The 21,197-nt window shown below is 69.0% G+C and carries 22 protein-coding genes and 4 pseudogenes; 20 read left to right on the top strand and 6 right to left on the bottom strand.

What is annotated here, in order from left to right:
* Positions 1-226, bottom strand: a pseudogene (locus AC08OJ_RS09230) (recombinase family protein); the annotation flags it as partial.
* 82 nt (positions 227-308) lie between these two features.
* Here AC08OJ_RS09230 and AC08OJ_RS09225 point away from each other — a divergent pair.
* Positions 309-503 carry a hypothetical protein gene (locus AC08OJ_RS09225; protein ID WP_476592446.1) on the top strand — a complete coding sequence of 65 codons (195 nt, stop codon included), beginning with the start codon at positions 309-311 and terminating at the stop codon, positions 501-503.
* An 80-nt stretch (positions 504-583) separates the two neighbouring features.
* Here the strand turns inward: AC08OJ_RS09225 and AC08OJ_RS09220 are convergent, their stop codons facing one another.
* Together AC08OJ_RS09220 and AC08OJ_RS09215 are read right to left on the bottom strand one after the other, a co-directional pair.
* Positions 584-1,072, bottom strand: coding sequence for a MarR family winged helix-turn-helix transcriptional regulator (locus tag AC08OJ_RS09220; RefSeq protein WP_476595512.1), 489 nt, complete (start codon positions 1,070-1,072; stop codon positions 584-586).
* A gap of 32 nt (positions 1,073-1,104) precedes the next feature.
* On the bottom strand, positions 1,105-1,662 hold the full coding sequence (locus AC08OJ_RS09215; protein WP_476595511.1) for a GNAT family N-acetyltransferase: 558 nt from the start codon (positions 1,660-1,662) through the stop codon (positions 1,105-1,107).
* A 115-nt stretch (positions 1,663-1,777) separates the two neighbouring features.
* On the opposite strand from AC08OJ_RS09215, the gene AC08OJ_RS09210 reads away from it, so the two are divergent.
* Together AC08OJ_RS09210 and AC08OJ_RS09205 are read left to right on the top strand one after the other, a co-directional pair.
* Positions 1,778-2,128, top strand: a complete 351-nt coding sequence (locus AC08OJ_RS09210; RefSeq protein ID WP_476595510.1) for an alpha/beta fold hydrolase — start codon at positions 1,778-1,780, stop codon at positions 2,126-2,128.
* Entirely contained in the window at positions 2,125-2,256 is a 132-nt protein-coding gene (locus AC08OJ_RS09205) for a hypothetical protein (protein ID WP_462203387.1), read from the top strand. Before AC08OJ_RS09210 ends, AC08OJ_RS09205 begins: the two co-directional genes overlap by 4 nt.
* Positions 2,257-2,497: 241 nt before the next feature.
* On the opposite strand, the gene AC08OJ_RS09200 is transcribed toward AC08OJ_RS09205, so the two are convergent.
* Positions 2,498-2,713, bottom strand: coding sequence for a DUF5946 family protein (locus tag AC08OJ_RS09200; protein ID WP_476595515.1), 216 nt, complete (start codon positions 2,711-2,713; stop codon positions 2,498-2,500).
* Positions 2,714-2,878: 165 nt separating this feature from the next.
* Here AC08OJ_RS09200 and AC08OJ_RS09195 point away from each other — a divergent pair, with 165 nt between their 5' ends.
* From AC08OJ_RS09195 to AC08OJ_RS09115, 17 genes and pseudogenes are all read left to right on the top strand, one after another.
* Positions 2,879-3,556, top strand: a complete 678-nt coding sequence (locus AC08OJ_RS09195) for a PspA/IM30 family protein (RefSeq protein WP_476595509.1) — start codon at positions 2,879-2,881, stop codon at positions 3,554-3,556.
* A 74-nt stretch (positions 3,557-3,630) separates the two neighbouring features.
* The gene (gene pspAA / locus AC08OJ_RS09190; protein ID WP_476595508.1) at positions 3,631-3,912 is read left to right on the top strand and encodes a PspA-associated protein PspAA; all 282 of its coding nucleotides are present in this window, start codon (positions 3,631-3,633) and stop codon (positions 3,910-3,912) included.
* A 35-nt stretch (positions 3,913-3,947) separates the two neighbouring features.
* Complete coding sequence (locus AC08OJ_RS09185) at positions 3,948-4,895, top strand: M48 family metalloprotease (protein ID WP_476595514.1); 948 nt, start codon at positions 3,948-3,950, stop codon at positions 4,893-4,895.
* A gap of 42 nt (positions 4,896-4,937) precedes the next feature.
* Positions 4,938-5,549: a PspA-associated protein PspAB gene (pspAB, locus tag AC08OJ_RS09180; protein WP_476595507.1), complete on the top strand. Its 612-nt coding sequence runs from the start codon at positions 4,938-4,940 to the stop codon at positions 5,547-5,549.
* 194 nt (positions 5,550-5,743) lie between these two features.
* Positions 5,744-7,186 (top strand): hydantoinase/oxoprolinase family protein, encoded by a 1,443-nt coding sequence (locus tag AC08OJ_RS09175; protein WP_476592440.1) that lies wholly within the window; start codon positions 5,744-5,746, stop codon positions 7,184-7,186.
* A 7-nt stretch (positions 7,187-7,193) separates the two neighbouring features.
* A complete protein-coding gene (locus tag AC08OJ_RS09170) occupies positions 7,194-7,661 on the top strand; it encodes a hypothetical protein (RefSeq protein ID WP_476592448.1) in 468 nt (155 codons plus the stop codon).
* Entirely contained in the window at positions 7,658-8,017 is a 360-nt protein-coding gene (locus AC08OJ_RS09165) for an acetone carboxylase subunit gamma (protein ID WP_476592439.1), read from the top strand. The genes AC08OJ_RS09170 and AC08OJ_RS09165 overlap by 4 nt, the downstream gene beginning before the upstream one ends.
* Positions 8,018-8,021: 4 nt before the next feature.
* A pseudogene (locus AC08OJ_RS09160) lies at positions 8,022-8,975 on the top strand (hydantoinase/oxoprolinase N-terminal domain-containing protein); the annotation flags it as partial.
* 23 nt (positions 8,976-8,998) lie between these two features.
* On the top strand, positions 8,999-10,150 hold the full coding sequence (locus tag AC08OJ_RS09155; protein WP_476595513.1) for a hydantoinase/oxoprolinase family protein: 1,152 nt from the start codon (positions 8,999-9,001) through the stop codon (positions 10,148-10,150).
* Between the two features lie 220 nt (positions 10,151-10,370).
* Positions 10,371-12,602 carry a hydantoinase B/oxoprolinase family protein gene (locus AC08OJ_RS09150; protein WP_476595506.1) on the top strand — a complete coding sequence of 744 codons (2,232 nt, stop codon included), beginning with the start codon at positions 10,371-10,373 and terminating at the stop codon, positions 12,600-12,602.
* 135 nt (positions 12,603-12,737) lie between these two features.
* Positions 12,738-13,499 carry a hypothetical protein gene (locus AC08OJ_RS09145; protein WP_476592436.1) on the top strand — a complete coding sequence of 254 codons (762 nt, stop codon included), beginning with the start codon at positions 12,738-12,740 and terminating at the stop codon, positions 13,497-13,499.
* Between the two features lie 197 nt (positions 13,500-13,696).
* Positions 13,697-15,256 carry a class I adenylate-forming enzyme family protein gene (locus tag AC08OJ_RS09140; protein WP_476592435.1) on the top strand — a complete coding sequence of 520 codons (1,560 nt, stop codon included), beginning with the start codon at positions 13,697-13,699 and terminating at the stop codon, positions 15,254-15,256.
* Between the two features lie 120 nt (positions 15,257-15,376).
* On the top strand, positions 15,377-17,020 hold the full coding sequence (locus AC08OJ_RS09135; protein ID WP_476595505.1) for an AAA family ATPase: 1,644 nt from the start codon (positions 15,377-15,379) through the stop codon (positions 17,018-17,020).
* Positions 16,911-17,363: pseudogene (locus AC08OJ_RS09130) on the top strand (tetratricopeptide repeat protein); the annotation flags it as partial. The gene AC08OJ_RS09135 and the pseudogene AC08OJ_RS09130, both read left to right, overlap by 110 nt.
* 3 nt (positions 17,364-17,366) lie before the next feature.
* A complete protein-coding gene (locus AC08OJ_RS09125; RefSeq protein ID WP_476592447.1) occupies positions 17,367-17,465 on the top strand; it encodes a hypothetical protein in 99 nt (32 codons plus the stop codon).
* 62 nt (positions 17,466-17,527) lie between these two features.
* Positions 17,528-17,830, top strand: coding sequence for a response regulator transcription factor (locus tag AC08OJ_RS09120; protein WP_476595504.1), 303 nt, complete (start codon positions 17,528-17,530; stop codon positions 17,828-17,830).
* 44 nt (positions 17,831-17,874) lie between these two features.
* Positions 17,875-19,128, top strand: a pseudogene (locus AC08OJ_RS09115) (acyl-CoA dehydrogenase family protein).
* A 44-nt stretch (positions 19,129-19,172) separates the two neighbouring features.
* Here the strand turns inward: AC08OJ_RS09115 and AC08OJ_RS09110 are convergent.
* Positions 19,173-19,796, bottom strand: coding sequence for a TetR/AcrR family transcriptional regulator (locus AC08OJ_RS09110; protein WP_476592431.1), 624 nt, complete (start codon positions 19,794-19,796; stop codon positions 19,173-19,175).
* A gap of 67 nt (positions 19,797-19,863) precedes the next feature.
* On the bottom strand, positions 19,864-21,030 hold the full coding sequence (locus AC08OJ_RS09105; RefSeq protein WP_476595503.1) for an acyltransferase family protein: 1,167 nt from the start codon (positions 21,028-21,030) through the stop codon (positions 19,864-19,866).
* Positions 21,031-21,197: the final 167 nt, after the last annotated feature.

The raw sequence follows: 21,197 nt of genomic DNA, 5'->3' as shown, positions 1-21,197 counted from the left end.
CACCTTCGAACTCCGGCCGGACCACATCCTCACGCCAGGCGGAAATCCCGTCATCGGCCCACGCCCGGGCTATCCAGTACTCACCCGTCAGCCGCGCGTAACGCTGACCTCGGGCGAACTGGTCCGGGATACGTGCGTCATTGTCGACATCGGACATCCGGCCGTACCACAGGGCCGGCTCGGCATCGGGCCATTCGGGCAAGGGGAGCAACGAAGGAAATTCCATACGATGATGCTATAACGTACTACTTGCGTAGGCGTTGACGACCCAGCTAAGGCCCACGGGTGAGAAGCCCAGGTCGCTCTGGATGGCCGGCATCGCCACGGTCACGACGCTGCCGTCCAGAATGATCGTCAGCATGCTGGTGGCGAGCACGCCGAGGGCGAGCCAGCGCGACCGTGGCGCGGAACGCCTGGCGGGCGTGGCGCGGGTGGAGGGTACGGCGGCGGTGGAAGGCGTGGCGGGCGTGGGGGCAGCGGACACGGACTCTCCTGTCGGGTGAGGCAACAGAAGGGACCGTAGTAGATGGGACCGCAATAGACGAGTCTGTGGTAGACGATCCTTCTCGTGGCTACCTCGTGGCTACTGAGCCCGCTGGCGGGCCCGCCGGACCGGCTGAGGGCTCTCCGCCGGTCCGGCCAGATGCCCCTCGACCAGGCGGTTCATCGCCCGCAGGAAGACCTCCCGCTCCTCGGTGGGAAGCGCCGCCAACGCCTCCTCGTGGACCCGATCGACGATCTCCTGGCTCCGCGTGACGATCCGCGCGCCCTCCTCGGTGACCGCGATGATCCGAGCCCGCCGGTCCCTGGCGGAGGGCCGACGTTCGGCGAGGCCGGTCTTCTCCAGGGCGTCGACGGTGACCACCATCGTCGTCTTGTCCATGTCGCCGATCTCGGCGAGCTGGATCTGGGTGCGCTCCTCCTCCAGGGCATGCACCAGCACGCAGTGCATGCGTGCGGTGAGACCGATCTCGGCGAGCGCGGCCGCCATCCGGGTCCGCAGGGCATGGCCGGCGCGGTCCAGCAGGAACGATAGGTCTGGTCCGGCGCGGGAGGGCGCCATGGCGGTCATGCCCGCAGCATAACGACTGGGTCCGTCGCGGATTATCCGTAAGCCTGCCGTCGAGTGGTCGGGGTGATCCAGCCGGCCCGGCTGACCGCGTAGACGGCATGGGCCTCGTCGTGGAGGAACTCGCTGCGGACGTACGTCATGCCGAGGCGTTCGGCGACCCGGACGGACGCGGTGTTGGCCGGGACGATGGCCGAGACGACCTCGGTGAGGTCGGGGCGCTGGGCGAACATCCAGGTCAGTGCCGCGGTGGCGGCCTCGGTGGCATAGCCGCGCCCCCAGCGGTCCCGGCGCAGGAACCAGACGGCCTCGACGCCCGGCCACCCGGGTTCGGTCCACAGCCCCGCCTGGCCGACGAGCTGCCCGCTCGCCTTCTCGACGACCGACCACGGACCCACGCCGGTCAGCATCCAGCAGCCCATGCAGCCGGCCAGGGCATGCCAGACGCTGTCCGGGTCGGTCGGCCGGTGGAAGTAGCGGGTGAACTCGGGATCGGACCAGATCTCGGTGTAGCCGGCGACGTCGTCGTTGTGGATGGGCCGCAGGACGAGCCGGTCCGTCGTGAGAAGGGGAATGATCGTGGTCAGACTCATCGCGTCCGGTAGTTTGCCGGAAGCCTGCGGCCCGCCTCGAGAAAGGCGGCGACCGTGGGTTGCGAGGCGGACCGTGGGACCCGCGCGCGAGCCACCGGCTGGATAGCCTCGGGTCGTGGCTCTGTTCTGCCTGCTGCACGGAGCCTGGCACGACGCCACGTGCTGGGAGCCCCTCGGAGCGGAACTGCGGGCGCGGGGACATCGGGTGGTGGCACCGGACCTGTCGTTGCACAACCCGGCCACGACGTACGAGGAACGCATCCGCCCGGCGCTCGCCGCCCTCGATGCGGCCATCGTGGCCGCCGGACCAGGGGCTCCCGGGACCACCGGGATTCCCGGGACCGCCGGATCGATCGTGGTCGTCGGGCATTCGATGGGGGCCGCCGACGCGCCCCGACGGCACCAGCGCCTGGGATCCACGGACGGCGATCGCGGTGCTGTACCCGCGCTGCCATCCCCACCATGATCGTCTGTGCCACCGGTGACGAGCTGTTCGACATCGAGTCCGAGCGGGCCGGGGCGAGGACGTCGCTCGGCGTCGAGCCCGTCGAGATCCCGGGCGGCCATCTGCCGATGCTGGAGGCCCCGGATTAGACCGGGCCCTGGCGTCGCTCCTCCGACCCCGACGGATCAGACCCCGGGCCCTCGGCCGGCCGCCGGACCGCCCCGTGCTCGGGGCAAGCCGACGTCACCCTCCCGACTGCTGGTAGACCGGCCGTACCCCGGGTACCCCGGACGCGGGAGGCGCTGGGGGCACGGCGGCACTTCCGGCAGGCGGTGACCAGACCATGCCGCGGCGGGGGTTCGAGCCAGCGGAAGTCCGGACGGTACGCCATCATCCGTTTGCGCAGCATGGGGCCGGCCTGCGGGTCAACACCGTCCTCGACGAACAGGCACAGCGCGGCATCAGGCACAGCGCGACTGCCTGGACTTCGCGGCGAGTTGTGCCGCCAGGATGCTGCGCGGCACAGGCGTCCACGACGAATTGGTGCACCGGTCGGTAGGCCCCGAGACCGTAGGAGCGCGCGAGTAACTTGCCGTAGCCGGCCAGCGGTGCCGTAGCCGGGCGGCGAACAGGCCCGGGACGGATCAGACCATCGCCGGTCGTGTGGACGGCGGCGCCGGGGGCATTCCCCCAGCACAGGCCAGCGGCTGACCGTCGGCTGACCGGCGGGATCGGAGAGGGACCGACGGGATCGGGAGAGGGAAGGCGTCGATGAGCCTGAGCAGGCGGCTGGCGTTGGTGTTCCGGGCCAAGGCCAGCAGGATGTTGGACCGCGCCGAGGATCCGCGTGAGGTTCTCGACTATTCCTACGCCCGGCAGCTCGAGCTGCTGGCGCAGGTCCGCCGCGGGGTAGCGGACGTCGCTACCAGCCGGAAGCGGCTGGAGCTCCAGGTCGAACAGCTACGGGCGTCCGCCGAGCGGCTGTCCGGGCAGGCCCGCCAGGCGGTCGCCGCGGGCCGCGACGACCTGGCCAGGGAGGCCCTCGGCCGCCGGGCCGGGGTGGCCGCGCAGCTGGAGGAGCTGCGGGAGCAACATGCATCGCTGCGGGCGGAGGAGGACCGGTTGACGCTGACGGCGCAGCGGTTGGCGGCCCAGCTCGAGGCGTTCCGGACCAGGAAGGAGACGGTGAAGGCGACGTACACTGCGGCGGAGGCGCAGACGAAGATCGGCGAGGCGCTGGCGGGGGTCTCCGAGGAGATAGGCGACGTCGGCCTGGCAATCCAGCGGGCCGAGGACAGAGCCGAGCAGATGCAGGCCAGGGCCGGCGCGATCGACGAACTACTCGCCTCCGGAGCCTTGGAGACGGCGGCCGGTGGCCCGCGCGACGACATCCAGGCCGAGCTGGACCGGCTGTCCGTGACCGCCGACATCGATCGGGATCTGGCCTAGATCAAAAGCGCCATGCCCGCGCGGGCGATCGGCGGCCGCCAGCCGGCCGACGCCGCTCGACCGAAGGAGCAGCCGTGATCGTGCGCATTCTGGGTGAGGGCCAGTTCGACCTGCCCGCCACCGACCTGGAGGCCCTCAACGAGCTGGATGACGTGCTGCTGGCGGCCGTCGAGGCCGGGGACGAGCCGGCGTTCCAGGAAGCCTTGACGAGGCTGCTCGAACGGGTCCGGACGCGCGGCCGCGTGGTGCCGGTGGACCGGCTGGAGCCATCGGAGCTGGTGCTGCCGCGCGCCGGCACCGGGCTGGCGGAGGTCCGCGGGCTGCTCGGCGAGGAAGGCCTGATTCCCGGCGGCTGAGCCCCGGCCGACGAGGTGACGATGGTGAGGTGACGATGATGATGGTGACGCGTGCGCCGCGGAGGTTCGCCCCGGACCAGGGACTGTCGGCCCGGATGGTGCTGACCGTCTTCCTGCTCGGGCTGGTCTACGTCGCCTTCATTGCCGCCTTCATCGCCGTCCTGATCGCTGTCGGGGTGTCACCGGTCCTGGTTGTCCTGATCGCCGGCGGGCTGCTCGCCGCCCAGTACTGGTTCTCGGACCGCCTCGCGCTGTACGCGACCGGTGGGCGCATCGTCAGCCCGGCGCAGGAGCCGCGGCTGCACGGCGTCGTGGACCGGCTCTGCGCGCTGTCCGACCTGCCGAAGCCCGCGGTGGCGGTCGTGGGCACCGACCTGCCGAACGCGTTCGCCACCGGCCGGACCCCGAAACGCGCCGTCGTCTGCGTGACGACCGGGCTGCTGCGCAGGCTGGAGGCCGACGAGATGGAGGGGGTGCTGTCCCACGTCGCGCACCGGGACGTGGCCGTCATGACCGTCGCGTCGTTTCTCGGGGTGCTCGCCGGTCTGGTCACCCGATTCGGTCTCTACTCCGGGATGGCCGGCGGCTTCGGTTGGTCCGACGGCTATGACGGCGGCGGCGACGGCGATGATGAGGACAGCGGCGCCCTCGTCGTGTTCGTCGTGGTGGTCGTCTCCGCCGCCGTCTACGCGCTGTCGTCCCTGCTGACCAGGGCGCTGTCGCGGTACCGGGAGCTCGCCGCCGACCGGTCCGGGGCGGATCCTCACCGGCCAGCCGGCCGCGCTCGCCGCCGCGCTCACCAAGGTCACCGGCGAGATCTCCCGGATCCCGACCCGCGACCTGCGGGCCGCCGAACCGTTCAACGCCTTCTTCTTCGCCCCTGCGCTGGCGAACGGCGTCAGCCTGTCCTCGTTGTTCTCGACCCACCCGCCGCTGGATGCCCGCCTGGCCCAGCTTGCCCGGCTGGCCGCCCAGCCCGGTGAGCCCGGGTAGTTCGGTGACCCGGGTAGAAAGTAGGCCGGACCATGCGGATCCTCGACGTGCTTCTCGGTCGGACCCGGCCCGCCCCGCCGGACCTCGACCGGCTGTTCACGCTCCCGGCCGCCGCCGTCACCCTGCAGGCCGCCAGCTCATGGCGGCCGACCGGGGCCGGGGCGGTCTGCGTCAAACCCGCGTCCGGCGGCGCGTTCACCGGGGTAGCGCAGGAGATCGACCGGCTGCTGAGCCTGGACGGCGGCCGGTACGAGCGGCGCACGGACAGCTTCGGGTACAGCTGGCTGCTGCGACGGACCGGCGAGCAGGACGGCGAGCAGGACCTCGCTGGCCTGGTCACCGACCTGCACGCGGCGAATGCCGCGGTGCGCGACGCCGGTTTCGGCCCGGCGCTGCTGTGCACCGTCGTCGGGTTCACCGACGGCAGCCGGCAGATGGGGCTGATCTACCTTTACAAACGCGGCACCTGGTACCCGTTCGTGCCGGCCGGTGACCAGCGCCGGGACAATCCGGCCGAGCTGGAGGTACGGGAGGTGCTGGCGGGTGAGCTCCCGATCGAACCGGACCTGTCCCGCTGGTTTCCCCTGTGGGGAACGCCCGGCCTCGACACGCCGGATCCCGCACCCGATCAACCAGGAGAATAGCCCTTGGGTGTAACCTATGGTATTCGTGAAACTACTAGATAGGCCTACCGGCGAGGCCGACGTGGCCTTGGATCAACAGTATTGCGTTTAACCACCCGATTTCCATCTCCCAGCCACCCTTAGGAGTGGTGCAACCACCCTTCGCCGGCTGCAAAGTTGTGACCCACTTCACGCAACGATGCAGCGGAGGGCCGATGGGAATCCTGGTCAATATCGACAACGGTGGCACGTTCACCGATGTGTGTGTGACGGATGGTGAACGCATCGTGCATGCGAAGACGCCGACGACCCCGCACGATTTAACGCAGTGTTTCGTCGATGGGCTGCGGACGGTGTCCGACCGGCTGTATGGCGAGGAGGACACCGCTCGTCTGTTGCGCGAGACGGAGTATCTGCGCTATTCGACGACGTCGGGTACGAACGCCGTGGTCGAGCGGAAGGGCGCACCGGTCGCCCTGCTGGTCGACAGCGGTGCGGAGGAGGATGTCTATGGCATTGTGAGGCTGGTCGACGCCTCGCTGTGGCAGGCCCTGGTGCCGCATCCCCCGGTCGGGATCGCGGTGGGCGCCGACGGGTCGGTGGGCTTGGCGGAGTTCACGACGGCGATCAACGAACTGTTGGCGACGAGTACCTCGCGGATCGTGATTGCGCTGCGGAGCGTGGCGGCGGAGCAGGCGATCAAGAATCTGTTGTTGGAGCGGTACCCGCGGCATCTGCTGGGCGCGGTCCCGTTCACCCTGTCGCATGAGCTTGTGCACGACGTCGACGACGCGCGGCGGGTGCTGACCGCGGTGCTGAACTCCTACCTGCACCCGGGGATGGAGCACTTCCTCTACGGCGCGGAGAAGGCGTGCCGGGAGAACGGGCTGGCCCGCCCGCTGCTGATCTTCCGGAATGACGGGGACTCGGCCCGGGTGGCCAAGACCACGGCGTTGAAGACGTGGGGTTCCGGGCCGCGGGGTGGGCTGGAGGGCAGCGTCGCCTACGCCTCGCTCTATGACGCGGACGTGCTGGTCGGGGTGGACGTGGGTGGCACCACGACCGACGTGTCGGTCGTGGTGGACAAGGCCCTGACGGTGCACGCGCACGGCCGGGTCGATTCGGCGCAGACCTCGCTGCCGATTCCGGACCTGAGCAGTGTCGGGCTGGGTGGCAGTTCGGTAGGCCAGGTCGTCGACGGTCAGATTCAGATCGGTCCGCACAGTGTGGGTGCCGCGCCCGGCCCGGCGTCTTTCGGCCGTGGTGGCACCGATGCGACGGTGACCGATGCCCTGCTGCTTGCCGGGGTGTTGGACCCGGACAACTATCTGGGTGGGGATCTGAAGTTGAACCCGGCCCGGGCGGAGCGGGCGTTGCTGACCCATGTTGGGGAGCCGCTGTCGTTGTCGGCGCAGGCCGCGGCGCTCGCGGTGTTGCGGGTGTTCGAGGAGCAGGCGGGGGCCGCGGTCAAGGAGATGATCTCCGCGGCGGGTCGTGAGCCGGGTGAGGCCACGCTGCTGGCCTTCGGTGGCGCCGGTCCGGTGCTTGCCTCGGGGATCGCGCGGGCGGCGGGGATCGCGCGGGTGATCGTGCCGCATCTGTCGGCGGTGTTCAGCGCGTTCGGTATCGGTTTCAGCGGGTTGGCGCACGAGTACTAGCGTGCCGATGCCGGGCGTCGACGTCGAGGTGAAGGCGGCCCGGGACGATCTGCTGACCCGCGCGCGGCGTGACATGTTCGGTGAAGGCGTGTCCATCGACGAATGCACTGTCGAGACCCGCGGTCGATTCATCGTCGACGGCGTGTTGCGGGACGAGACGTGGACCGACGGGTCGTCTCCCGGGCAGGCCGATCAGCTGGTGGTGCGGGCCTGGTATCCGCTGCCGACCTTCGAGCTCGTGGCCGACGAACACGCCACGGTGCAGCCGGCGGCCGCGGACGGATCGCGTCGTATCCATTTCGCTGACGGTAACGAGCAGGAGATTGCGGTCTACCGTCCGGAGAATCTGGGGCCGGGGCAGGGAGCCGCGGGGCCGGCGCTGGTCGCGGGTGACTATCTGACCTGTCTGATCGAGCCCGGGTGGGGGTTCCGGGTGAGCAGCAACTCTGACCTGATCCTGGAGGCCCAGCAGTGAGCGAGCAGCAGTCCACCGTGAACATCACCGAGTATCTCGCGATTAATCTGGCGACCGAGCGATGGACCTGCCGGGTGTGCGGGCAGGACATCGCGAACGCCCGCGAGAACTACAAGGCCGGGCTGCTGGTCTACAACGGTGACCCGCGGGAGATTCACCAGCCGATCCTGGACGAGAGCTACGAGTTCACCCACGCCCCCGACCCGGCCTGGTGCCGGATCGTCGAGTTCTACTGCCCGGGTTGCGGGACGCAGGTGGAGAACGAGTACCTGCCGCCTGGTCATCCGCTGACACACGACCTCGAACTCGATATCGACGCGTTGAAGCGTCGTCACCTCAGCGCGGTGGAGGGCTAGGGACATGCGGCAGGTAAGCGTTGACATCGGTGGTACGTTCACCGACTGCTTTCTTGTCTACGACGACGCCTACATCGAGGCGAAGTCGCTGACCACGCACCACAACCTCGCCTCCGGGTTCATGGATGCCCTGGCAAAGGCCAGCGCCCAGGCCGGCCTGGATGTGCAGACGGTGCTTTCGACCGTCGACGCGGTGCGTTACGCCACGACTCTCGGGACGAACGCGCTCATCGAACGCAGCGGTCCGGCGGTCGGCATCCTCACCACCGCCGGTTTCGAATCGACCGTGCCGCTGATGCGGGCCCGTGGCTACGGCGATGGGCTGACCGAGGCCCAGCAGTCCGACCTGCCCGCCGCGGACCGGCCGGTGTCGCTGGTGCCGGTGACCCGGATCGCCGGAGTGCAGGAACGCATCGACTACGGCGGCACGGCGGTGCTGTCCATCGACGAGGACGACGTGCGCCGCCAGGTGCGCAAGCTGGTGGACGAGGGCGCGCAGGCGTTCGTGGTCGCGCTGGTCAACGCGGTGATCAACCCGGCCCACGAGAAGGAAGTCGAGCGGATCATCCTCGACGAGTACCCCACGCATATGCTGGGGGCGATCCCGATCGTGCTGTCGCACCGGGTAACCGGCCGCAAGGGTGAGTACGCCCGGACCATGTCGGCGGTCATCGACGCCTACCTGCACAGCCAGATGTACCACGGGCTGGCGTCGCTGGAGATCGAGCTGCGCCGCAACGGCTACACCAAGCCGATGCTGCTGGTGCACAACACCAGCGGCATGGCCCAGCTGAACTCGACCTCCTCGCTGCAGACCATCCACTCCGGACCGGTCGCCGGGCTGGAGGCCACCAACTACCTGTCGAAGACCTACCACCAGCCCAACGTCATCGCCACCGACATGGGCGGCACCAGCTTCGACATCGGCCTGGTCACCTCCGACGGGGTGAAGTTCTACGACTTCAACCCGGTCATCGACCGCTGGCTCGTCTCCACCCCGATGACCTACCTGCACACCCCCTCGGCGCCGGCGGTGGCTCCATCGCCCGCTACGACCGCCTGTGGGAGGCCATCGAGGTCGGCCCGGAAAGCGCCGGTTCTGACCCGGGCCCGGCCTGCTACGGCCGGGGCGGGCGGTTCCCGACCACCACGGACGCGAACCTGGTGCTGGGCTACCTCGACGCGGACAACTACGCCGGTGGCACGATCAAGCTCAGCCTGCGCCGGGCGCAGCGGGCCATCGAGGAGCACATCTGCAAGCCCACCGGACTGAGCCTGATCGAGGCGGCGAAGGCGATCAAGCGCAAGGTGGACAGCAACATGGCCAACGCGATCTTCAAGGAGGTCGCGGTCAAGGGCTATAACCCGAAGAACTTCGTCGCGCTCAGCTGCGGCGGCGGTGGTCCGCTGCATGCCTGCGGATACGCCAACACGCTTGGTATCCAGAATGTGCTGATCCCGCCGTTCAGCTCGGTGTTCTCCGCGCTGGGCGCCGGCAATATGAACCAGCTGCACATCCACGAGTACTCGCTGTACCTGATGGTCTACGACGCCACCACCCGCAAGATGTTGGACGACTTCCAGATCTTCAACGACACGGTGACGGAACTCGCCGCGAAGGGCCGCGACGACCTCCTCCGCCAGGGCGCCGACCCCGCCAACATCCGCTCGCGGGTGGAGCTGGACATGCGCTACGGCAAACAGCTCGCCCAGATCGGGGTCGTGTCGCCGTTCGACCGGCTCACCTCACACCGCGACGTGATCAAACTGCTGGACCTGTTCAGCAGCATCTACGCCAAGCGGTACGGCGAAGGCAGCCAGGAACCCGAGGCCGGTGTGTGCATCAACGTCATCCGCGTGGTCAGCTACGTCGAACGCGACAAGTTCGACCTGCAGCCCACCCAGGCCGAGCCGCGCCCCGCGTCGAACCCCGCCCGGTGGCGGGAATGCCACTACCCGGGCATCGACGGCGCGGTCAAGACCGCCGTTTACGACTTCGCCGACCTCGAAGAAGGCCACGTCATCGAGGGCCCCGCCCTGATCGAAACCCCGAGCACGACCTACCTCGCCGAACCCGGATGGCAGCTGACCATCGGCCGCACCGGCTCCGCGGTGCTCATTCGGACCATCTGAGCGGGCTCCCCGCTCAGGAGGTTTCATCCCGATGGCGTAGCTGGCCGGCTAGCGCGTATTGATGGAAAGTTCTTGTACTGAGCAGAACGCGTTGTCGGGCTGATGGAAACCAGCAAAGTCGGCGTCATCAACCCCTCGTCCGTTTCGTGTAGCCTGTGCCAGGCCTGGGAAGCCGCTCGCCCTCGCCCGCCAGGCACGTCTTACCAGAAGGTGTAGATTCATGAGCCAGCCCGACCACGCTGACGGCAAGTCGCTCGTCGAGAAGTTCCTCGAAGAAAACGTCCTGTTCCTCGGGCCTGACCCCGAGATCATGCAAAGCCACCATCTCGCCCCGGAGTCGCCCCGCGAAACGGAGGCGCTCGCGCGGTTCACCGATCCCGAGCAGATCAACCTGGTGCGGCACAAGCTGCAGACCGCGTGTAACGAGTCCTTCGACATGGTCGAGCAGATGGGCGCGGCGCCGGGCGCGAAGTGGGGTGATCTGATCTCCGGGGTGTGGACGGCCTCGGGCGACCTCGCCCTGTCCAGCATGGGTGGTGTGCTGCTGTTCTCGGTGCTCACGCAGCACCCGGTCAAGTTCATTGTCAAGTACTGGGTGGATGAGCCGACGGTCGGGGTCCGTGAGGGCGATGTCTTCATGCACAACGACGCCCGCTACGGCAACGTCCACAACACCGACCAGAGCATCCTCATCCCGGTTTTCCACGAGGGGCAGCTGATCTGCTTCGCCGGCGCGGTCTGCCACGAGGGGGAGAACGGCGCCATCGAACCCGGTGGTATGCCCTCGGCGGCGGAATCCCCGTTCGACGAGGGATTGAAGATCTCGCCGATCAAGGTCGGTGAGAACTACACGTTCTGCCGTGACCTCATGACCTTCCTGCAGAACTCGGTGCGCGAGCCGAAGCTGCAGCTGGAGGGCATGAAGGCCAAGCTGTACGCGGCGATGCGGACAAGGGACCGGATCCACGACACCATCGCCGAGTACGGTGTCGACGCGGTCATCGCCACGCTGCGGCGCACCCTGACCGACACCGCCGACGAGGTCCGCCGCCGGCTGAGGTCGTGGCCGGAGGGCACCGTGCGGCAGAACGTCTTCGCGGACGGGACGCTGCGCGAGAACTGTCTGGTCAAGATCAGACTGGCGATGACCAAGAAGGACGACGAGCTGATCCTGGACTTCCGGGGCTCGTCGCCGGAATTCCTGAACCGAGCCAACAACACGATCCTCTCGTCGATGAAGGGCATGCTGGCCCAGGAGTTCCTGACCTTCGTGTGGCCGGACCTGCCGCGAAACCAGGCGGTGTTCGAGCCGATGACCGTTCTCACCGACCCGCGGTCGGCGCTGAACTGTTCGCCGGAGGCGCCGAACGCGCAGAGCATGATGACGTTCTTCCCCTCCTTCACCGCGGCCAAGCTGGCGACGCCGAAGCTCCTCTACAGTGCGGGTGAACGCTCTACGGACGTCATCGCCGGCTGGTTCAACATGATCGTCACGTTCATCTACGGTGGCGTCACCCAGCACGGCGAGCTGGTGGGCAACGTGTGTGCCGACCTCAACGGCATGGGCGGGGCTGCGCGGTCCAACCGGGACGGCGAGCACGCGGTCGCCCCGATCTTCGCGCCCATGGCCGACATCGGGGAGCAGGAGCTCATCGAGGAAGAAGTCCCGATTCTCAAGATAGTGCCGAACAGGGTGATGCGGGACAACCAGGGCTTCGGCAAGTTCCGCGGCGGCCAGGGCTACCAGCAGATCGCCACCGTCAAGGACAGCGCCATGTGGGGCTTCATGGCGTGCAGCATCGGCTCGAAGTTCCCCAGCTCGCACGGCATCTTCGGCGGCTACGGCCCCGGCACCTACCCGCTGTACAAGATCAAGAATGTCGACATCTTCAAGGTGATGGACAACCAGCGCGAACTGCTGCGCTACACCGTCGAGGAACTGATGAACGAGCGCCCGTTCCCGGACGCGACCTACTCGACGCATCACATGGGCATGCAGTTCGAGCTCGCCGAGCGCGGCGAGCTGTACATGCTCACCCAGGGCACCGGCGGTGGCTACGGGGACGTGCTCGAACGCGATCCCGAGCTGGTGGCTGCCGACTACCGCGACGGCCTGGTGCCCATGGACACCGTCCGCGGCATCTACCACGTGGTGCTCAACCCCGACACCGCCGCGGTGGACGCCGAGGGCACCACGGCGGCCCGGGAGGCCGAGCGGGCGGCTCGGCTGCGGCGGGGCAAGCCGTACGCGGAGTTCGTCCAGGAGTGGGAGGCCGAGACGCCTCCGGCCGACGTGCCGTTCTTCGGCTCCTGGGGCGATCCGCAGGTGCTGTTCCGCGGCACTCCGCAGGACACCTGCCCCGCGGACGCGATCGTGCCGGTGATGATGCCCGACCCGAAGGACGTGCGGATCGCGCAGCTGGAGGCTAAGCTGGCGGAGCTGCAGGGCTGACGGTGCAGGGCTGATGCTGCGGGACTGATGAGGACGGCGGGAGAACGATGAACGCTGCGGACGCCTGGATCCACGCCAAGCGTGACACCCTGACCTGGCTGGACTGCGACGACCTGGCTGGACTGCGACCGGTACGTGTGGAGGGTCTTCGCCGGCGCCCCCGAGCGCTGGTATGACGACCCGGCCACGCTGGTCGCGGCGAGTGCACAGGCACACCGGTTACTGCGGTCCGATGTGTACGGTGTCAACGTCTCAGGTCCGTTCTCCCGCTACCTCGCCGGTGGTAGTGAGGCCGCTGCCGTTTGTACGGCGTTGGAGCTGCCGGCGCCGTGCCGCGTGCTGGCCGACACTCTCGACGCGCTGCTGCACCAGTTCGGCGATCGTGTCGACCTGGTGCTGGACTGCCCGTCACCGCGCAGGCTGCTCGCACCCGGTGCGGAGGTCGACTTCGACGCGCTCGACGACGTCGCGACCGGCCTGCTGGAGGTGATCCGCTCGGTGGCGGACCGGCCGGTCCGGGGGCTGCAGATCACCTGTGACACGGCGGGCGGGCCGGATGAGGACGAGACCGACGCCTGGTCGAGTCTGCTGGCCGCGGCCGGGCACTACGGCTGGATCACCGCGGTCCGACTGAACGGCGTGACCGGCCCCGACCAGCTCGACCCCAAGCTGCCCGGTGACCTGCTGCTCCTGCCGCACCTGCCAGCCGACGTCCTGCCCGACGACCGGCGCTACGGCGGGGGACTGCCAGCGGAGGTGTGGAACGATACGAGCGAGGCCGCCCGGCTGGTCGACGCCGCCGCCAAGCGTGGGTTCCGGTTCGGTGAGATCCCCACCGAGGCCTCCCCGGAAATCGTGCTGACCAGGCTCACCGCCCTGGCCGCTGGCCGGCACTGAAGGGATTCGGCGTGGACGACGTGGAGATCGTGGGCTGGGGTCATACCCCGGTTGGCCGTCTTCAGCATGTGATGGCGGTCCTGCAGCTCACCAGGTAACGCCGGGGCGATGCAGATCCCCGGGGCCACCGTCACCGGGGTGTTCAACATGGGTGGCCTGGCGGTCGCCAACTATGCGAGTGTCCTGGAGCGTGTGCGATGAGTGATTTCACCGGGAAAAGTGACCTGACCCTGAAAGCGGTGTTCGTCGACGCGTTGGACCGGTTCGGTGCGCGTCCCGCCCTGCACTACCAGGGGCGGACCTACGGGTACGGCGAGATCGTGGCCGCGGCGAACCAGCTCGCGCACCGGCTGCGCGCGGCGGGGGTGGGGCCGGGGGTGTCGGTGGCGTTGATGATGTCCAACCGGCCCGAGTACATCGTCGCTGATCAGGCGATCCTGCGGTGTGGTGCGGTCAAGGTGGCGCTCAACGACATGCTGTCGGCCAGCGAGATCGACTACATCCTGCGGGACAGTGAGGCCCGGGTCGTCCTCGCCGATGCGGGGATGCTCCCGGCGGCGCTGCACTCCGCGCCGTCCCTGTTGGAGACGGTCATCGCCGTCGCCGACCCGGACGACTGCCCGGGCGGGGTGGTGGCGTGGCGCGACGCGCTGGCCGGGCAGCCGACCACCGTGCCGGAGGTCGCCCCGGCACCCACCGACCCGGGGTTGATCGTCTATACCGGGGGTACGACCGGTCTGCCCAAGGGGGTGATGCACACCCAGCGGAATCTCGCGCTCAATCTGTTCTCGCATATGATGGAGATGGGGCTGCTCGACGACGAGGTGCTGCTGGTGATATCGCCGCTGCCGCACAGCGCGGGTTTCCTGCTGCAGGCCGGGATGCTCAAGGGAGCCCGGCACTTCCTGGAGACCAGGTTCGCCCCGGAGCTGGTGCTTGAGCGGATCACCGCCGACCGGGTGACCTTCACGTTCATGGTGCCTACCATGATCTACCGGGTGCTCGACCGGGCGGCGGGCCGCGTGTTGGATCTCAGCTCGCTGCGGACCATCCTGTACGGTGCCGCGCCGATCACCCGGGAGCGGCTGGAGCAGGGCCTGGAGGTGCTCGGCCCGGTGTTCATGCAGCTGTACGGGCAGTCGGAGGCGCCGAACTTCATCACCCGTCTTCGCCGTGAGGATCATCGTCTTGATCCTGACGGGGAGCATCGGCTGGCCAGTTGTGGTCAGCCGGTCGTCATGGCCGCGGTCAAGGTGGTCGACGAGGCTGGCCGGGAGCTGCCCCGCGGTCAGGTCGGGGAGATCGTCGCCGCCACGCCGTACACGATGGTGGGGTATCGGGGCCGGCCCGAGCAGACCGCCAAGGCGTTGCGGGACGGGTGGTTGCACACCGGGGATATCGGGCGGATGGATGCCGAGGGGTACGTCTATCTGCTGGACCGCAAGAACGATATGATCGTCACCGGTGGGATGAACGTGTACAGCACGGAGGTGGAGAACGCGGCGGCGGCCTGTCCGGGGGTTGGGCAGGTCGCGGTCGTCGGGGTGCCGCATCCGGACTGGGGTGAGGCGGTCGTGGCGTTCGTCGTGCCCGACGATACCGGTGCGTTCGACGAGGCCAAGCTGCTGGCGCACTGCCGGGTAGAGCTTGCCCGGTACAAGCAGCCCAAGGCCGTGCGGGTCGTCGAGGCCTTGCCGACCACCGTGTACGGCAAGCTGGACAAGAAGGCGCTGCGGGCCGGCTGGCCCGGTTGGTGACGCCCAAAGTATTGCGGCCTGGGCGGCCAGTGCGAAAATCAGCTCGAGGGCCTGTGAGTATCGTCACGAACGCGTGGCAGGGGAGCCGGGCGGGGAGCCCTCGGAAGCGAGGCGAGCTGGATGGACACCAAGGCACGTCCCACGTTGGCCGTGTCCACGAAGTTTCAGGCACCCACCTATGACACCCAGCTGGTCGGCCGGGACCGGCTCCTCGACGTGTTGCGGGACGGCCGGGCCCGGCGGCTGGCTTTGATCTACGCGCCGGCCGGGTTCGGGAAGACCACGCTGGCGGTGCAGTGGCAGCGGGTGCTGCGCGCCGAGGGGGTGCCGGTGGCATGGCTGAGTCTCGATCGGGACGACAACGACGCGCTGTGGTTCCTCAGCCATCTCATCGAGGCGGTGCGCCGGGTCGAACCGACCCTGGCCGGTGACCTGGTCGAGGTGCTGGAGGGGCATTCCGACGACGCGCAGCGGTATGTGCTCACCGAGCTGGTCAATCAGGTTGCCGAGCATCGGCGGCCGTTGGCGGTCGTGCTCGACGACTGGCATCTCATCGACGCCCCGCAGGCCGTTGCCGCGTTGGAGTTCCTGCTGGAGGTGGGTCCGGCCAACCTGCATCTGATCGTCACCAGCCGGACCCGGTCGCCGGCCGTGGGCCGGCTGAAGGTGCGTAACCAGGTGACGGAGATCGACGCCACGCAGCTGCGGTTCGACCATCGGGAGTCCGCGGCCTTCCTGCTCGAGCTCAACGCGTTGGATCTCGACAGCACGGACGTGCATCGGCTGTGGTCGAGTACCGACGGCTGGGTCGCCGCGTTGCAGCTGGCGACCCTGTCGCTGCGTGACAGCCGGGAATGGTTTCGCTATCATCATCTGTTCGCGGGTTATCTGCGCCGCCGCCTGGAGCGTGATCATGCGGATCGGGTGGTGACCCTGCACCGGACCGCGTCGGCCTGGTTTGCTGATCATGGTCTGCTCGGTGAGGCGGTCACCCATGCCCTGGCTGCCGGTAACGACGCCGGGGCGGTGGATCTGGTGGAGTGGCGGGCCATGCACCTGGTGGAGCACAGCCGAATGGCCACCCTGCTCGGCCTGGTCAACAAGCTGCCGCCGGGCCGGCCGCGGCTGCAGATCGCGATCGCCTGGGCCAACTGTCTGCTGCAACGGGCGCAGCCCGCGCAGGTCGCGCTCGACCACGTGCGTGCCGCCCTGGCACCCGATGATACCAGCGACACCGGTAAGGACATCCTAGGCGAGGCCGATGTCGTCCAGGCCTGCATCGACGTCTACGGTGACCGGATCGACCGCGCCGCTGACCTGGTCGCCCCCTACATTGTGAAGAACTCCGGCTACCGGCCGTGGCTGGTCGCGGTGTCGTCCAACATCTACACCTTCGCCTACGACACCGCGCAGGCGCGGCAGCGGTGGGCCAACGCCTTCCACGACACCACCCGCGGGCCTTTCGCCGGCGTGTACGGGCGCTGCTTCGCCGGGCTCGCGGCGTTCGCCCAGCTTGACCTGGTGGCCGCCGAACGTCTGTACCGGGAAGCCGTGGCCCTCGCCCGCGAAGCCGCCGGGCCGCGCTCGCACGCCGCCCGGCTGGCCGGCGCGCTGCTGGGCCGGCTTGTACTACGAGCGGGGCGACACCGATGCTGCCGAGCGGCTGCTGGAGGAGTGCCACGAGCTCGGTGCCGAAAGCGGCGTCGCCGATCTTATGATCGCCACCTACTCCACGCTGGCCCGCATCAAGACCCTGCGCGGTGAGATCGAGGACGTCTGGCACCTGCTCGACGAGGGCAGCGAGGCGGCGAGCCAGCTCGTCCTGCCTCGATTGTCGGCCGCCGTCGACCACGAACGCCTGCGGCTGCACCTGGCCCGGGGGGACCTCGGGCGCGCCCAGAACGTGCTCGCCCGCCACGGCGACGACGTCGCCCGCGGCGGCGACGGCATCGCGATGGCCACCCGCCACTACCAGCTCGCGATGCGCGCGCGGGTCATGGCCGCCCAGGCCGACTACGACGGTGCCCTGCGGCTGCTGTCCCAGATGCACCAGGAGAGCAGCTCCGTGGCCTGGCGGTACGCCGAAACGGCCGCGCGTATCGACCTCGCGGTGGTGCACTCGCTGACCGGCGACACCGACACCGCGCTGCGCACCCTCGTGCCCGCCGTCGTCGCCAGGGCCCGCTTGGAGGCGGACCGGAACTCCTGAAGATCATTGGCGAGTTGCGGGACGCGAGCCGGTGCCGCCGGTGGCCGGCGGAGTTGCCCACTGTGCCCTCCGACTACCTGTCCAAGCTGCTCGCCACGGCCCACGCGGACGCGGAACGGGCAGCGATCCCCATCATCGACCGCCCGGCCGAGCGGAACCCCGCTCCCGAAGAACCGCTCAACGCCCGCGAGATCGACATCCTCCGTCTGCTGGACCGCGGACTGTCGAACAAGGAAATCGCGCGTAACCTCGGCCTGACCATCAACACCGTCAAGTGGTATCTCAAGAGCATCTACACCAAGCTCGGGGTCGCTCGGCGCGGGGAATCGGTCTCGGAGGCCCGCCGCCGCCGGATCCTGACCTGAATGCCCTGGTAGCGGGTGCCGCTTCCACGACGGGGAGGACAGCGATGCCTGACACCCGGCTCAGCGAGGAGCAGGAAGCCCTGCGCAAGACCGTGGAGGCGTTCGCCCGCGAGGTGGTCGCCGCCGCGGCGGCGCGGCACGACGAGGAGAAGACGTTCCCGTACGAGGTCGTCGCGCAGATGGCCGACATGGGCCTGTTCGGTCTGCCGTTCCCGGCGGAGTACGGCGGGTAGGGCGCCGACTTCTTCGCCCTCTGCCTGGCCATCGAGGAACTGGCCCGGGCCGACTCGTCGGTGGCGATCACGCTGGAGGCCGGGGTTGGCCTCGGCGCGATGCCGATCTACCGGTTCGGCACGCCGGCACAGCGGGAGGAGTGGCTGCCGTTGCTCGCCAGCGGGCGGGCGTTGGCCGCGTTCGGGCTGACCGAACCAGAGGCGGGCAGCGACGCTGGCGGCACCCGCACCACCGCCCGGCTCGACGGCGGCGACTGGGTCATCAACGGCTCGAAGGCCTTCATCACCAACTCGGGTACCGACATCACCCGGCTCGTCACCGTTACCGCTGTCACTGGGCGGACCCCGGCCGGGCGCAAGGAGATCTCGTCCATCCTGGTGCCGGTGCCCATCCCCGGCTTCACCGCCGGCCCGGCCTACTCGAAGGTCGGCTGGCATGCCTCCGACACCCACCCGCTGGCCTTCGACGACGTGCGGGTTCCTGCGGAGAATCTGCTCGGTGCGCGCGGCCGCGGCTATGGATTCGGAATGAAATAACTTGTTCACTTCGGGGTCCTCGCGAGCCCGTGACCTGCGAAGACGCATATTGGCTTGCATTAATTACTTCATTACGAATTCTATGCGAATTTCCTGCAGATCCTGGACGAGGGCCGGATCGCGATTTCCGCGCTGGCCGTCGGGCTGGCGCAGGCCTGCGTGGACGAGAGCGTGAAATACGCGAAGCAGCGGGAGGCATTCGGCGCGCCGATCGGCCGCAACCAGGCAATCGCCTTCAAGATTGCCGAGATGGAGGTGCGGACGTACGTGGCCCGTGCCGCCTACTACGACGCGGCTTCCCGGATGCTCGCCGGCCTGCCCGTCAAGAAGGAGGCGGCGATGGCGAAGCTGTTCTCCTCGGAGGCGGCGGTGACGAATGCCCGCGAGGCCACGCAGATCCACGGCGGCTACGGGTTCATGAACGAATACCCGGTCGCCCGGCACTGGCGGGACGCCAAGATCCTGGAGATCGGCGAGGGCACCAGCGAGGTCCAGAAGATGCTGATCGCGCGCGAACTGGGTCTGTAGTGGCGAGGCTCGCCAGAACACTGCCGGCACCCCGCGAAAGATCATCAGTGGCTGGTGGCCGGCCCGGGTGCCGGGTGCCGCGTTCCCGCGGCGAGCAGGGCGGCCAGGCCGAGCTGGTGCAGCAGGTCCGCCAGCTGCGGCCGGCTCATCGTCACCGCGCTGTAGGGGGTGGAGTTCAGCAGGCCGAAGGTGGCGTGGACGGCGGCGCGGGCGGTGCCCTCGGCGAGTTCGGGGCTGCGGGCGCGCCGCTGGGCGGCCCAGAGCTCGACGTAGCCGCGTCGCAGCCGGCGCACGGTGTGCGCGTCGGCCGGGTTCAGGCTGCTCAGGTCGCGATCCTGAACGCGGATCAGTTCGGGTGAGTCGAGAGCGAAGGAGACGTGCCAGCGCACGAGCGCGTCCAGCGTGCCGTCCGGACTGGGCGCCGCGGCCGCGCGACGGGTGCCCTCGGTGAGCAGGCGTTCACTAATGCCGATCAGCAGTTCGCCGAGGATCGCCTGCTTACTCGGGAAATGCTTGTACAACGCCGGCCCGGAGACGCCCGCGGCCCGGCCAATGTCGTTGATGCTCACCCCGTGGTACCCGCGCTCGGCCATCAGCCGGGCCGCGGCGGCGAGGATGCGCTCCCGGCGCGATCCTGCTGGCGGCGGTTCTTCGAGGCTGAAGGACACGGTCGGCACATTACCGCCTTCCGGGACAGCCGGTGCCCGCCTGGTTAATACTGGCTAACTCAGGTTCTCAGTCGTCCGGCCCGGCCCGTGCCGGTTCACGCGGGGCCGCGGCCCGGCGCTCCACCGGTCCGAACAGGACGATTAACGGCACCAGGAAGAGTGCGGGCAGGATCACCCACAGCGGCCGCCCGGCCCACCAGGCCGCGGTCGGTTCTTCGGGCATCGGCAGCCCGACCGCCCGCATCGTGACCATCGCGAGCAGCAGGGCCGTCATGTGCCACAGGAACACGGTCATGATTACGGCGTTGCCCGTGACGACCGCCGCCCACGGCCGGCGCCGGGCCAGCATTCGGTTCAGGGCGGGTACGGCGAGCAGTATCAGACCGAGCTGGAAGACGGCGAGCACGGCGATCGCAGCGGTTGTCGGGAACATGTTGCTGAGCCTGGTTCCCTCGGTGGCGACCATCGATCGCGGATACTCGTCGAGCGTCGTCACCAGGGCCAGACCCGCCAGCCCGCAGAGCGCCGTCAGCAGCGCCCGCCGCGGCCCGCGCAGGGCGCCGTCCCGCCAGAAATACCCGAGCTGGTGGGCGAACACCCAGACGAGACCGGTGTTGACATAGCCGAACACCGTGCTGCCGGTGCCGAACCGCGCCAGGTCGACGAGCGCCACGGCCGCGCCCAGCAGCAGGATGAACCGGCAGCCGAACCGCCGATGGACCGCCGCGGTCACCGGCACGGCCAGGATGACCCCCAGGTACGCCGCGAGAAACCACAGCGGCACCAGCACGGCCCGTCCATAGCGCAGCAGACCCGGGTAGTCGGGGACCGCGAGCAGCAGGACGGCGTCGACCGCCGCCCAGATAACGGCGAACACCGCCATCGGGGGCAGCAGGCGGCGCAGCCGCCCCCGCAGGAAGCGCCGCGCCCGCGGGCCCCAGGGAAGCGCGGGATCATCGCGCGGAGACCCGGGGGCGCGACCGGCCGCGTCCCAGGCCGCCAGGTGGGCGAAGCCACCGATGACGAAGAACACCGGCATCACCTGGAGCAGCCAGGTCGCGAGCCAGGCGAACGGTATCCGCGCGATCGGATTGGGCATCACGAGAACGCCCCCGCGAAAGTGGTCGATGGACAGGGCCCAGTGCCACAGCACCACGACACAGACGCTTGCCAGGCGCAGGAAGTCGACGTCGCGCGCCCGGGACGGCGGGGTGGACTCGATGAGTCGGCCCACGGACCGGCCCATGGAGCGCAGCCCGCCCCACGGTGACCACACACCGCCAGGCTGCCAGACGCGGCGCCCCGGCGATCGCCGGGACGGACCCGGCGGGCCGCACGCTCACCCCATGACAGCAGACCTTGTCGGGCAGCCGGACCAGCGGTCTAGGCTTGTCTTCCGCA

Source organism: Frankia sp. CgKIO3 (assembly GCF_977946435.1).
This window is presented reverse-complemented; position numbering and strand designations above follow the sequence as displayed.

What these genes read in the sequence shown, in the direction of transcription:
- AC08OJ_RS09225 (WP_476592446.1), top strand. Translation starts at nt 309, where the DNA reads ATGGCCGGCATCGCCACGGTCACGACGCTGCCGTCCAGAATGATCGTC.
- AC08OJ_RS09220 (WP_476595512.1), bottom strand. Translation starts at nt 1,072, where the DNA reads ATGACCGCCATGGCGCCCTCCCGCGCCGGACCAGACCTATCGTTCCTG.
- AC08OJ_RS09215 (WP_476595511.1), bottom strand. Translation starts at nt 1,662, where the DNA reads ATGAGTCTGACCACGATCATTCCCCTTCTCACGACGGACCGGCTCGTC.
- AC08OJ_RS09205 (WP_462203387.1), top strand. Translation starts at nt 2,125, where the DNA reads ATGATCGTCTGTGCCACCGGTGACGAGCTGTTCGACATCGAGTCCGAG.
- AC08OJ_RS09195 (WP_476595509.1), top strand. Translation starts at nt 2,879, where the DNA reads ATGAGCCTGAGCAGGCGGCTGGCGTTGGTGTTCCGGGCCAAGGCCAGC.
- AC08OJ_RS09185 (WP_476595514.1), top strand. Translation starts at nt 3,948, where the DNA reads ATGATGATGGTGACGCGTGCGCCGCGGAGGTTCGCCCCGGACCAGGGA.
- pspAB (WP_476595507.1), top strand. Translation starts at nt 4,938, where the DNA reads ATGCGGATCCTCGACGTGCTTCTCGGTCGGACCCGGCCCGCCCCGCCG.
- AC08OJ_RS09175 (WP_476592440.1), top strand. Translation starts at nt 5,744, where the DNA reads ATGGGAATCCTGGTCAATATCGACAACGGTGGCACGTTCACCGATGTG.
- AC08OJ_RS09170 (WP_476592448.1), top strand. Translation starts at nt 7,194, where the DNA reads ATGCCGGGCGTCGACGTCGAGGTGAAGGCGGCCCGGGACGATCTGCTG.
- AC08OJ_RS09150 (WP_476595506.1), top strand. Translation starts at nt 10,371, where the DNA reads ATGAGCCAGCCCGACCACGCTGACGGCAAGTCGCTCGTCGAGAAGTTC.
- AC08OJ_RS09140 (WP_476592435.1), top strand. Translation starts at nt 13,697, where the DNA reads ATGAGTGATTTCACCGGGAAAAGTGACCTGACCCTGAAAGCGGTGTTC.
- AC08OJ_RS09135 (WP_476595505.1), top strand. Translation starts at nt 15,377, where the DNA reads ATGGACACCAAGGCACGTCCCACGTTGGCCGTGTCCACGAAGTTTCAG.